Origin of the sequence: Flavobacterium sp., from assembly GCF_027483985.1 — a bacterium.
Lineage (GTDB): Bacteria > Bacteroidota > Bacteroidia > Flavobacteriales > Flavobacteriaceae > Flavobacterium.
In genome coordinates this window covers 105,115-118,032 of the sequence record NZ_JAIXTJ010000024.1, presented here as the reverse complement: position 1 = coordinate 118,032, position 12,918 = coordinate 105,115, and the positions used below count along the sequence as shown (strand labels likewise).

General features: G+C 34.1%; 12 protein-coding genes. 9 read left to right on the top strand and 3 right to left on the bottom strand.

What is annotated here, in order from left to right; genetic code table 11:
- Positions 1 to 2: 2 nt before the first annotated feature.
- Positions 3 to 1,754: an HSP90 family protein gene (locus Q0050_RS06230; protein WP_298393388.1), complete on the bottom strand. Its 1,752-nt coding sequence runs from the start codon at positions 1,752 to 1,754 to the stop codon at positions 3 to 5.
- Positions 1,755 to 1,960: 206 nt separating this feature from the next.
- Here Q0050_RS06230 and Q0050_RS06225 point away from each other — a divergent pair, with 206 nt between their 5' ends.
- The 9 genes from Q0050_RS06225 to Q0050_RS06185 all read left to right on the top strand — a co-directional run bounded on the left by Q0050_RS06225 (position 1,961) and on the right by Q0050_RS06185 (position 11,548).
- Positions 1,961 to 2,392 carry a MarR family transcriptional regulator gene (locus Q0050_RS06225; RefSeq protein WP_298393755.1) on the top strand — a complete coding sequence of 144 codons (432 nt, stop codon included), beginning with the start codon at positions 1,961 to 1,963 and terminating at the stop codon, positions 2,390 to 2,392.
- A 152-nt stretch (positions 2,393 to 2,544) separates the two neighbouring features.
- Positions 2,545 to 4,935, top strand: a complete 2,391-nt coding sequence (locus tag Q0050_RS06220) for a 3-hydroxyacyl-CoA dehydrogenase/enoyl-CoA hydratase family protein (RefSeq protein ID WP_298393386.1) — start codon at positions 2,545 to 2,547, stop codon at positions 4,933 to 4,935.
- 94 nt (positions 4,936 to 5,029) lie between these two features.
- Positions 5,030 to 6,211 (top strand): acetyl-CoA C-acyltransferase, encoded by a 1,182-nt coding sequence (locus Q0050_RS06215; RefSeq protein ID WP_298393384.1) that lies wholly within the window; start codon positions 5,030 to 5,032, stop codon positions 6,209 to 6,211.
- 39 nt (positions 6,212 to 6,250) lie between these two features.
- Complete coding sequence (locus Q0050_RS06210; protein ID WP_298393382.1) at positions 6,251 to 6,604, top strand: four helix bundle protein; 354 nt, start codon at positions 6,251 to 6,253, stop codon at positions 6,602 to 6,604.
- A gap of 45 nt (positions 6,605 to 6,649) precedes the next feature.
- On the top strand, positions 6,650 to 8,440 hold the full coding sequence (locus tag Q0050_RS06205) for an acyl-CoA dehydrogenase family protein (protein ID WP_298393380.1): 1,791 nt from the start codon (positions 6,650 to 6,652) through the stop codon (positions 8,438 to 8,440).
- Between the two features lie 105 nt (positions 8,441 to 8,545).
- Positions 8,546 to 9,034: a hypothetical protein gene (locus tag Q0050_RS06200; protein ID WP_298393379.1), complete on the top strand. Its 489-nt coding sequence runs from the start codon at positions 8,546 to 8,548 to the stop codon at positions 9,032 to 9,034.
- Between the two features lie 86 nt (positions 9,035 to 9,120).
- Complete coding sequence (locus tag Q0050_RS06195) at positions 9,121 to 9,648, top strand: superoxide dismutase family protein (protein WP_298393377.1); 528 nt, start codon at positions 9,121 to 9,123, stop codon at positions 9,646 to 9,648.
- Between the two features lie 71 nt (positions 9,649 to 9,719).
- Positions 9,720 to 10,289, top strand: coding sequence for a YdeI family protein (locus tag Q0050_RS06190; RefSeq protein WP_298393375.1), 570 nt, complete (start codon positions 9,720 to 9,722; stop codon positions 10,287 to 10,289).
- A 65-nt stretch (positions 10,290 to 10,354) separates the two neighbouring features.
- On the top strand, positions 10,355 to 11,548 hold the full coding sequence (locus Q0050_RS06185; RefSeq protein WP_298393373.1) for an LETM1-related biofilm-associated protein: 1,194 nt from the start codon (positions 10,355 to 10,357) through the stop codon (positions 11,546 to 11,548).
- On the opposite strand, the gene can is transcribed toward Q0050_RS06185, so the two are convergent.
- Positions 11,545 to 12,186 (bottom strand): carbonate dehydratase, encoded by a 642-nt coding sequence (can, locus tag Q0050_RS06180; protein WP_298393371.1) that lies wholly within the window; start codon positions 12,184 to 12,186, stop codon positions 11,545 to 11,547. The genes Q0050_RS06185 and can overlap by 4 nt on opposite strands.
- 78 nt (positions 12,187 to 12,264) lie before the next feature.
- On the bottom strand, positions 12,265 to 12,909 hold the full coding sequence (locus Q0050_RS06175) for a carbonic anhydrase family protein (protein WP_298393369.1): 645 nt from the start codon (positions 12,907 to 12,909) through the stop codon (positions 12,265 to 12,267).
- Positions 12,910 to 12,918: the final 9 nt, after the last annotated feature.

Sequence of the window (12,918 nt, the reverse complement as noted above, 5' to 3'; positions counted from 1 at the left end):
AGTTATAATTTATTGATAATAGTAATAATATTTTGATTCATCATTTGCAATTCTTTACTCGAAATAGGATAATGTCCCATCATCAAAGAATTGCCATAAAGCATTTCCAAAATGATTTTTTCAGAAGAAGCATCAACACCAGCAAGTAATTTTTGCACGACTTGATTTTCAATATTCAAATACAATTTAGATTCAAACTCTTGGGTGTCAAAAACGCTTTCTGATAAAGACGACCAAAAGTCATCACTCGCTTCTTTGATATTTTCAATGTCCTTTCCAGAAACTTGGTCTTTATCCATATAAAACAATGCCGGAATGGTATTGGGTTGAAAACGCTTTACTTCTACCCGACATTTATACTCTTTTAATAAAAACTGCAAACCATCGATTTTGTCTTCAAATTGTTGGTATTCGTCGAGTTCTAAATCTTTTAAGATATTCCCAAAATACTCTACCGTAATTTCTTGATAAACGCGCTCTTTATCAAATTTAGCAATGCTATTCAAAACTTCAACGTCATAAATATAACCCGAATTCACTAACATCACATTACTAGAAGTAGCTATAGGCAACAATTGTCGGTAACCATCAATCGAACTTATATAAAGGATTTCGTGACTTTGATTGCGTATTTCATCCAAACTCAAATCACCTTGATTGGTTTCAAATTTAAACCATTTATAAATAAACTTAAGAAAACTTTTATCATTCAAACACAACGATTTCAAAGCCACATTGTGATGCCTTATGATAGTCTGCAGAGCTGCTGGATTATTCGTACTCAAGGAAATCAAATAGTTTTTGATTCCTTTACCTAAAGCTTCTTTAACGCGTTGCAATTCGTCATTGTCATAAATTTCTTCGCGTGAAGCTGTTGGAGCTAAACTTTCTGAATTCAGCACAACTCGCACAAAAAAGGCCCATTCTGGAACCAAAGCATCGGCCTTGTCCGTAATAAACATATTCTTTATATAAATACGATTGCTCTGAGTTGTACCGTGATGCAACGAATGCGGAATAATATAAGCGATACCTTTATTCTTCTTGTCGCTTGTTTCAATTAAAAAATAATTGGTAAACGCTTCATCAAAAAATTCCTTACCATAATGAAGGATACTATCGTTATTATTTAATACCCAAGGAAAGGTCTTCGAAATACTTTGTTGCTTTTTGCCATTACATTCAACCTCAATAGGATAACCAACAAAAGCACCATAAGTAGTCAATAAATCGGTTAGCTTTTCATAATCAAAGTCGATACTGTCTTTAATTTTAAGAATTACTTTCGTTCCAACTTCACTTTGATTATCTGTAACTTCTGTTTTATAGGTACCGTCAATATAACCAGTCCATTTCACGGTTTCATCTGCTTTTAATGATTTGGAAATGACCACAATTTCATCGCTAACCATAAAACACGACAAAAGTCCAATGCCAAACTGACCTATAAAATCATTTCTGTTTTCTAACAAATTAGCTTTCGAACTGGAACCAATCTTTGACAAAAACTCATTAACCTCGTCAAAAGTCAAACCGATACCATTATCTGAAAAAACTAAACCACGACCAGAAACATCTTCATAAAAAGAAACAGTAATACTAGGTGTAAAATTTTCTTTCAGTGTTCGAAACTTAATCGCATCAACCGAATTTTGAATCAGCTCTCTGATGAAAACATCTTTACTGCTGTACAAACTATCTGATAATATTTTAAGAATTCCTGTAAGATTAACTTGAAAAATTGATTTATCCATATAATATTAATTGTATTGGTGCGAAGAAAAACAACAAGTGTTAAAAATAATAAAATATGTTTTACCACCAAGAAAAATAAGTGATTTAATAGAATAAACGTTTAGAAAAATACTATGCGTGCATAAAATTTAACACAAATACTATGCGTGCATAATAAATAATTTGTATATTTGAAACCGAAACTAAAACGATATAGTAAAAAATGATGAAAGAAAAAACTATAGATTATGTGCTAAGAGCTACTTGGCAAGCGGTTTCAAGAATGTATAACGAAGAAGCATCAAAGTTTGATGGATCAATGGCAATAGGGTTTGCTTTATTAAGCATCGACAAAGAAGAAGGAACACCATCAACATACATAAGCAACCGAATGGGAATGGAAGCTACATCGCTTACCAGAACCTTAAAAACATTAGAAGAAAAAGGCTTAATCATAAGAAAAAAAAATCCAGATGATGGCAGAGGTGTTTTAATATACTTAACCGATTTAGGAAAACAAATGCGGGAACAATCAAAAGCTACCGTACTAAAATTCAATGAAGTAGTAAAACAAAACATCACACAAGAGAAACTAAACCATTTTATGGAAGTAGCCGATGTGATAAATGATTTGATAACAGAGAAGAAGATTTTTTAGAAAATAGAGAAAAGAAACAAGAATAAAGAAAACCATTTGCATAAAAGAGTCTTGGCTCTTGCTTCAAAAAAACAATAAAATAATAATAACTTGAAGAAAGTTAGTCTTGCCTCTTGCAGCGCAGCGGTCTTTCTTCTTTCATCTAATAAAAAATGAAACGAACAATCAAAAAAGTGGCCGTAGTAGGTTCTGGAATTATGGGTTCCGGTATTGCTTGTCATTTTGCTAACATCGGATTAGAAGTACTGCTTTTAGACATCGTGCCGAATGCATTAACTGAAATCGAAGAAAAAAAAGGACTAACTTTAGAAAGTAAAGTGGTTCGTAATCGCGTAGTAAACGACCATTTAGCAAATGCTTTAAAAAGTAACCCTTCTCCTATTTACAGTCAGAAATTTGCTAGCCGAATTACAACTGGAAACACAACAGATGATATGTCCAAAATCGCTACTTGCGATTGGATTATTGAAGTTGTGGTAGAACGTTTAGACATTAAGAAATTGGTGTTTGAACAAATCGACAAATTCCGTAAACCTGGAACATTGGTAACTTCAAACACATCAGGTATTCCAATCAACTTTATGAGTGAAGGAAGAAGTGATGATTTTCAAGCACATTTTTGCGGAACGCATTTCTTTAATCCAGCGCGTTATTTGAAATTATTCGAAATCATTCCTGGTCCAAAAACATCGCAAGAGGTATTGGATTTCTTATTTGAATATGGTTCGAAATTCTTAGGAAAAACTTCAGTTGTAGCCAAAGACACTCCAGCTTTTATCGGAAACAGAATCGGAATCTTCGGAATCCAAAGTCTATTCCACCAAGTAAAAGAAATGGGCTTAACCATTGAAGAGGTTGATAAATTAACTGGTCCGGTTATCGGTCGTCCAAAATCAGCTACTTTCAGAACGGTTGACGTAGTTGGTTTAGATACTTTAGTGCACGTAGCCAACGGAATTTATGACAATTGTCCGAATGACGAAGCACACGACTTATTCAAACTACCCGATTTCATCAACAAAATGATGGAAAACAAATGGTTAGGAAGCAAAACAGGACAAGGATTTTACAAAAAAGAAGGGAAAGAAATCTTATCATTAGATTTAGATACTTTAGAATATAGAGCAGCTAAAAAAGCATCGTTTGCAACATTAGAACTAACTAAAACAATTGACAAACCAATTGATAGATTTAAAGTTTTAGTAAAAGGAAAAGATAAAGCTGGTGATTTCTACAGAAAAAATTTCTCAGCAATGTTCGCTTACTGTTCGAACAGAGTTCCAGAAATCACTGACGAATTCTACAAAATCGACGACGCTATGAAAGCTGGTTTCGGTTGGGAAAACGGACCATTTGAAATTTGGGATGCTATTGGTGTAGAAAAAGCCATCGCAATGATGGAAGCCGAAGGTTACAAACCAGCAGCGTGGGTAACGGATATGTTAATTTCAGGAAATAAATCGTTTTATTCTGTTAAAAATGGTAAAACGTGTTTCTACAACATTCCATCAAAATCTCAAGAAGAAAAACCAGGTCAAGATGCTTTCATCATTTTAGATAATATCAGAGAAAGTCACAAAGTTTGGGGTAACTCAGATGCTTCAGTAATCGATTTAGGCGACGGCATTTTGAACTTAGAGTTCCATTCTAAAATGAACACGATTGGTGGTGGTGTTTTAACTGCAATCAACAAAGCAATTGACTTAGCTGAAAAAGAATATAAAGGATTAGTAATTGGTAATCAAGGAACGAATTTCTCAGTAGGTGCCAATATCGGAATGATTTTTATGATGGCAGTTGAACAAGAATATGACGAATTGAATATGGCTATCAAAATGTTCCAAGACACAATGATGCGTGTACGCTACTCTTCTATTCCTGTTATTGTTGCGCCTCACGGAATGACACTTGGTGGCGGATGCGAAATGAGTATGCACGCTGATAAAGTGGTTGCTGCTGCTGAAACCTATATTGGTCTGGTAGAATTTGGAGTTGGTGTAATTCCTGGTGGTGGTGGTTCTAAAGAAATGGCAGTTCGTGCAGCAGATTTATTCCGCAAAAATGACGTCGAATTAAACGTTCTACAAGAAAACTTCCTAACTATCGGAATGGCAAAAGTAGCAACATCTGCTTACGAAGCTTTCGATTTAGGAATACTTCAAAAAGGAAAAGACATTGTTGTAGTTAACAAAGACCGTCAAATTGCCGTTGCTAAACAAGTAGCATTGCAAATGGCTGACCAAGGATACACGCAACCTGTAAGAAGAACTGACATTAAAGTTTTAGGTAAGCAAGCACTTGGAATGTTCTTAGTAGGAACTAACCAAATGGTAGCAGGAAAATACATCTCAGAACACGATTTAAAAATTGCCAACAAACTAGCTTATGTAATGGCTGGAGGTGATTTATCAGAACCAACATTAGTAAGTGAACAATATTTATTAGACATCGAACGTGAAGCTTTCTTGAGTTTATGTACAGAGAGAAAGACTCTAGAGCGAATTCAGTTTATGTTAACTAAAGGGAAACCGTTGAGAAATTAGAAAATAGAAACAAGAAGAAAGAAGAAAGACAGAAATCATCTTTCAGCGAAGCGGTCTAATTTCTTGCTTCTTTCCTCTCAAAAAAAATGAAAAAATGAAAACAGCATATATAGTATCCGGATTTCGTACAGCAGTTGGAAAAGCACCAAAAGGAGTTTTCCGTTTCAAACGTCCTGACGAATTAGCAGCAGAAACCATCGAACACATGATGGCACAGTTCCCAGATTTCGATAAGAAAAGAATCGACGACGTAATGGTTGGAAACGCGATGCCAGAAGCCGAACAAGGTTTAAACGTTGGACGATTAATTTCCTTAATGGGATTAAAAGTAACAGACGTTCCAGGTGTAACAGTAAATAGATATTGTGCTTCTGGACTAGAAACTATCGGAATGGCAACAGCAAAAATCCAAAGCGGAATGGCGGACTGCATTATCGCTGGTGGAGCAGAAAGTATGAGTTTTATCCCAATGGGAGGATACAAACCAACTCCTGATTATGCCGTAGCTAAAGAAGGAAACGAAGATTATTATTGGGGAATGGGTTTAACGGCAGAAGCAGTTGCAAAACAATTCAACATTTCTCGTGAAGATCAAGATGAGTTTGCGTTCCAATCTCATCAAAAAGCATTGAAAGCGCAAGCGGAAGGCAAATTCGATAAACAAATTGTTCCAATCACTGTAGAGCAAACGTTCATTAATGAAAATGGTAAAAAAGAAACCAAATCTTATGTGGTGAACAAAGACGAAGGTCCACGTGCAGACACAAACATTGCAGCCTTAGGAAAACTAAAACCAGTTTTCGCCGCCGATGGAAGTGTAACTGCTGGAAACTCTTCACAAATGAGTGACGGTGCAGCATTCGTATTAATAATGAGCGAAGAATTAGTTAAAGAATTGGGCGTTACTCCTATCGCTAGATTAGTAAATTTTGCATCAGCAGGCGTAGAACCAAGAATTATGGGAATCGGACCAGTAAAAGCTATTCCGAAAGCATTGAAACAAGCAGGTTTATCTTTGAATGATATAGATTTAATTGAATTAAACGAAGCCTTTGCATCACAATCATTGGCTGTAGTGAGAGAATTAGGATTAAATCCAGATATCGTAAACGTAAATGGTGGCGCAATCGCACTTGGACATCCATTAGGTTGTACTGGAGCAAAATTATCAGTTCAATTATTTGACGAAATGCGAGGAAGAAAATCTAAATACGGAATCGTAAGTATGTGCGTTGGAACCGGTCAAGGTTCTGCTGGTATTTATGAATTGTTGTAGAAAATAGAAGCGAGAAAATAGAAGCGAGAAACAAGACTAATGAAGCATAACTTTAAAAATCTGAAAATTTGGAATTTATCAATGGAAATCACCTCAGATGTTCATAGAATATGCCTAGAGTTCCCAAAGAATGAAGTTTATGGATTAGTTAGTCAAATGAATCGAGCAGCAGTTTCAATGCCTTCAAATATCGCAGAAGAATCGAATAGAGGAAATACACACTTTAAACATTATCTAAATATAAGTTTGGGATCATCATTTGAGTTACAAACACAATTATTAATAGCAAATCAAAATAAATACATAACCGACGAAAAAACGATAGAAATAGAAAATAAGATTATCGAATTCCAAAAAATGACTACTGGTTTTATCAGTAAATTGGATGTGTAATCTTTTCTCTTGCATCTTTCTTCTTTTCGCAAAAAAAATAAACCAATGGAAGATATAACTAGAGGAGGACAATTCCTTGTAAAAGAAACCAAATGTGAAAATGTCTTCACACCAGAAGATTTCACAGAAGAACAATTAATGATGCGCGATTCTGTAAAAGAATTCGTTGATAAAGAAATTTGGCCTTTCAAAGACCGCTTTGAGCATAAAGACTATGCCTATACCGAAGAAACTATGCGTAAAGCAGGTGAAATGGGTTTTTTGAGCGTTGCCGTTCCAGAAAACTATGGTGGAATGGGAATGGGATTTGTAGATACTTGCCTAGTATGTGATTATATTTCAGGAGCAACTGGATCGTTTTCAACAGCTTTTGGTGCGCATACCGGAATTGGAACTATGCCAATTACATTATACGGAACAGAAGAACAAAAACAAAAATACGTACCAAAATTAGCTTCAGGTGAATGGTTTGGTGCTTATTGCTTAACGGAACCAGGTGCAGGATCAGATGCAAATTCAGGAAAAACTAAAGCTGTTCTTTCAGAAGATGGCACACATTATAACATCACTGGACAAAAAATGTGGATTTCTAACGCAGGTTTCTGTTCTGTCTTTATTGTCTTCGCACGTATAGGTGATGATAAAAATATTACGGGTTTCATCGTAGAAAATGACCCAAGTAACGGAATTTCAATGGGCGAAGAAGAACACAAATTAGGAATTCGCGCCTCTTCTACTCGTCAGGTTTTCTTTGCTGATACAAAAGTTCCAGTTGAAAATATGTTAGCCGGACGTGGAGAAGGTTTCAAAATCGCAATGAATGCTTTGAATGTCGGTCGTATTAAATTAGCAGCTGCTTGTTTAGATGCACAACGTCGTGTGACTTCAAATGCTATTAATTATGCTAACGAAAGAGTTCAGTTTAATACTCCAATTTCTTCTTTCGGTGCTATTCGTTATAAACTGGCTGAAATGGCTACTTCAACTTATGCTGGCGAAAGTGCTACTTATCGTGCTGCGAAAGATATTGAAGATAGAATTAAAGCACGTGAAGCTGAAGGTGCAAGCCATCAAGAAGCGGAATTAAAAGGTGTTGAAGAATTCGCTATAGAATGTTCTATTTTAAAAGTGGCAGTTTCTGAAGATGTTCAAAATTGTGCTGACGAAGGAATTCAAATTTATGGTGGAATGGGATTCTCAGAAGATACACCAATGGAAAGTGCTTGGAGAGATGCTCGCATTGCTCGTATTTATGAAGGTACCAACGAAATCAACAGAATGTTATCGGTTGGAATGTTAATCAAAAAAGCAATGAAAGGTCACGTTGATTTGCTTGGACCAGCAATGAAAGTGCAAGAAGATTTAATGGGAATTCCATCATTTGATACGCCTGATTATTCTGAATTATTTTCAGAAGAAAAAGAAATGGTAGCCAAATTGAAAAAAGCATTCTTAATGGTTGCTGGAGCTGCAGTTCAAAAATTCGGAATGGATTTAGACGCACACCAACAATTATTAATGGCTGCAGCCGATATGTTAATTGAAATATATATGGCAGAAAGTACTATTCTTAGAACTGAAAAAATGGCTAAAAAACAAGGTGAGGCTAAAGTTCAAGAGCAAGTAGCTATGGCAAAATTATATTTATACAAAGCTGTAGACATCGTTGCCGCAAGAGGAAAAGAAAGCATTATCTCTTTTGCTGAAGGTGATGAACAACGTATGATGCTTATGGGATTAAGACGTTTTACAAAATATACTAACATGCCAAATATCGTTGGTTTAAGAGAAACTATTACTGCAAAATTAGTTGCTGAAAATAGTTATTGTTTTTAGTTTTAAGTTAAGTTAATTGTTAAGAAACCGCCCAAGAAATTGGGTGGTTTTTTACTTTTATGACTTTCCTACATAATAAAAAGCATTTTTGTAAGTTAAAATATAATGAGAACAATACTATATCTATTTTTAATAATACTAGTCGTTGGTTGTAAAACTAAAAAGCCTCTAAATACAACCACCGAAACAGCAATACTAGTCGAAGAAAAATCAAGATTTGAAAAAATAGACTTGAAGGACGTCAATAATCAAAAAATGACACGTGCTTACACCTTAGGAAGACGACTACTAGATGCATGCAATTCGTCTAGATTCAAAGTATTTACGAAAGAGGAAGCAACTGACAAAGTAATACAAAATGCAACAGTCGAAAAAATAACAAAAACCTGTCAAAAGATTTTAGTTAGAAACGGCAAATTTATTGACTTACAACTACTTGAAGTTACACAAGACAACGAAACTCAAGACCTGTTTTTTAGATATAAAATCAACTTTGAAAAAAAATATTTCGAACGCGAATTATATGTAACTATCAATTCGGAAGGTAAAGTATCCGAAATGAAAACAAAAGAACTTCCAAAAAAACCTATGTGATTTTTTTTAAGATAAATTTAAATTGAAAACAGCCATTTATTCGTAAATTTGGATTACTCAAAAATGAGTTTCTAAACATAACAGCTATGAATAAAAAGTTAATCCTACTTTCAATTATTACAATTGTAATAATCGCAGCCTGCAAATCGGGTACAGATAACGCTTCAAATCGTCTAACAATCAATTTAGAACCTAAAAGCGGAAGCACTGTAAACGGCACGGCAACATTTTCTGAAAAGAACGGAATAGTAACCTTTGAAGCTAAAATGAGCGGCTTAAAACCAGGTGTACACGCCATTCATATTCACGAAAAATCAGATTGCTCAACAGCAGATGCTTCGTCGGCAGGTGGACATTGGAATCCGACATTTAAAAAACACGGAAAATGGACTGATGCCGAACACCACAAAGGCGATATTGGCAACTTTACAGCCGATGAAAACGGAAATGGAACCATCACACTAAAAACGGACGAATGGTGTATTGGTTGCGGTGATGCTACCAAAGACGTCTTGAATAAAGGTTTAATTGTTCACGCAAATCCAGATGATTTCACAACACAACCAACAGGAAACGCTGGAGGAAGAGTAGCCTGTTCGGGAATAATAAAATAAATTTTCTACTTTAGTGAAAAGACACAAAAATTTGTTTATCAAACATTTTTTTGTGTCTTTTGCATTTCAATATGAAAGAGAAACCACATTTATATTTCAAAAATGCACAAGAATGGCGTGACTGGTTACACGAAAACCACGATATTTCTAATGGTGTTTATTTAATTTTTTACAAGGTAACAAGTGAAATTGAAAGTATGCGCTGGGAAGAAGCGGTTCAAGTGGCAATTTGTTATGGCTGGATTGATTCAACGGTAAGAAAAATAGATGAAGAGAGAAGAAAACAAGTTTTTACGCCTCGAAAAGATAAAAGCGTTTGGAGCAAACTCAACAAAACGTACATAGAAAACCTAATTGCACAAAATTTGATGCACGAAAGTGGCTTGAAAAAAATTGAAATTGCAAAACAAAATGGCTCTTGGGAATCACTCGATAGTGTCGAAAATTTAGAAATTCCAGATGATTTGAGGCAAGCTTTTGAAAACAATATTTCGGCTTATGAAAACTATCTAAACTTTAGTCCATCTTATCGGAAAAGCTATTTGTATTGGTTAAATCAAGCAAAAAGAACTACAACACGCGAATTAAGAATCGCTGAAATAATTCAACTTTGTGCACAAAACTTTAAATCTAGACCTTAAATTCTTAACATTTAAAAACTTAAACTTTCTTAATTTTACATAGCTTTGCAAATCGAAATTAAGCTATGATAAACCCATCGGCAAATGGTTGGATTGACAAATATTTTTTAGAACAAAACACCTTGTTCGACTTTACTCCTATTGATGCCATTTCGTTTTACAAAAACATTCGGAAAACAGGATTTATTTATGGTCACATCATAGCCATAAATTCCAACAAAACAATTGATATAGCACAATGGAAATCGGATGAAATTTCTAAAATTGCATTGCTCACAACCCTTCTTAATGTGTATCAATTTACAATTCAACAGCAAAGTCTAGATGATTTTATCATAAAAACGGTCGCTTTCTATAAAGAAATGACTCCGAAAGGATTTGTTTTATTTGACAAAATCATTACGCCTTCACCAAGCACAAAACTAGAAAGTTACATCAATGAACGTGTTCAGACGAATAAAGACATTATCAGTAAAAACTTCTCGCATATTGTAACCAATGCGTTATTATTTGTAGATGTTTTAGCCTTTCAAAAGTTTTTAGAACAAGGTACAATTCCAGAAAAATACCTCAAAAAAATGGAAGAAACCATTATGAGTATTGTTTCACTTGCCTTAAAAATCAAAACCTTCAAATCGCAACACGATGATTTATTGATAAAACTATTTGAAGCATCTGTAAGATATACCAAGTTTTCTAAAGTAAATATTCAAAATTTAGAAGAGTTGAATTTAGATTATTTTAAAAGTGATTTAGAAAAACTCTACCTTTTAGACCTAGCCGGAATTTCATTATGGAATGATGGTAAAGTTGAAATTGACGAAGTGTATTTCCTTCAAAAACTAGCTGAAACTATGACGGTTTCAAATGAATTTGTATTAGAAAGCGTGAACCAAACAAATGATTTCATTACTAAATACAAATCTGATATTCAATATTTTAACTACTCTAATCCGGTTAAACACTTTTATGACCAAACTACTACTGGCGTTCAAGTATTAATTAAAAGAAATCAAAAACGTTTAGTAAAAGAGATTTCACAAAGTAAAGAGTTAATGCAACTTTTGGCAAAATCTACCCGAAAAGATTTGAGTCTAGAAGAAAAAAAGAAAGTAAAAAAACAACTGTTAGACATTTGCAAAAGCATTCCGTCATTAACTATTTTTTTACTGCCTGGTGGTGGTTTGTTACTGCCTATTTTAATAAAATTTATTCCGCAATTGCTACCTTCTTCATTTAATGAAAATTTAGAAGATTAAATTCCAAAATACAACTGATGTACTTCATCTAAATCATTATTTGAGCTGTAGTTAACACCTAAATCGGTTACATAACCATCATTTAAACCATAAACCCAACCGTGCAAATTTAAATCTTGTCCTTTTTGCCAAGCGGCTTGAACAATTGATGTTTTAGCTAAATCTAACACTTGCTCTTTTACATTTATTTCAACAAAAGAGTTGAATCTATTGTCAATATTTTCTATCCTGTCTAGTTCATTTTTGTGCAATCGATAGACATCTTTAATGTGTCGAATCCAATTGTCAATGATTCCGATAGAATTGTTTTCCATCGCAGCTTTTACACCACCACAACCATAATGACCACACACAATTACGTGTTTCACCTTAAGTACATTCACAGCATAATCTAACACACTTAACATGTTCATATCACTATGCACAACCATATTAGCAATATTTCTGTGTACAAAAACATCTCCGGGTTTTCCTCCAACAATTTCATTGGCAGGCACGCGACTATCAGAGCAACCTATCCATAACAATTGTGGATTTTGACCTTTTGCCAAATCTTTAAAAAAATCTTTATCAAGAGCCAATTGACTCTCCACCCATTTTTTATTGTTCTCCAATAATTTTTTGTAGTACTCGCTCATAATTTATATTGTAATCAAATATAAAAAAAAACCATCAATCTAACTGATTAATGGTTTTTAATATTAAAATTTTAGTTTTTAGTTATTGATGAATAAAGCATCATCATAAAAAGTAACTTCACCAGTTTCTAAATTGTGCATACCGCCAACAATACCTATTTCGCCGTTATCAATCATTTGTTTCAAGATTGGACTACGTTCAAGAATACTATTAACATTTCTTTTTACATTAATTTGAGCTACATTTTCAACGAAAGTTGAATTTTTTGAACTTCTTTCCGTTGTAGTTTCATTTTCTTGATAAACTGATGGTTGAATTTTAGACAACAACTCGGTTAAATTACCCATTTCAACATGATCACAAGCACCTTTTACTGCACCACATGAAGTGTGTCCAAGAACTACAATAAGTTTTGAACCAGCTACTTTGCACGCAAATTCCATACTTCCTAAAATATCAGTATTTACAACATTACCAGCGATTCTTACTGAAAAAATATCGCCTAAACCTTGATCAAAAATTAATTCAGCAGATGTTCTACTATCAATACAACTCAAGATAGTTGCAAACGGCCATTGCCCGTCAACTGTAGCATTGGCTTGCTCTAATAAATCTCTATGAGCTTTTAAATTGCTAATAAATCTTTGATTTCCTTCTCTTAAATAATCTAACGCTTTTTGCGGCGTCATTTGCGCTTGTGATTCTCTATTATGTGCTTTCATTTTTTATAT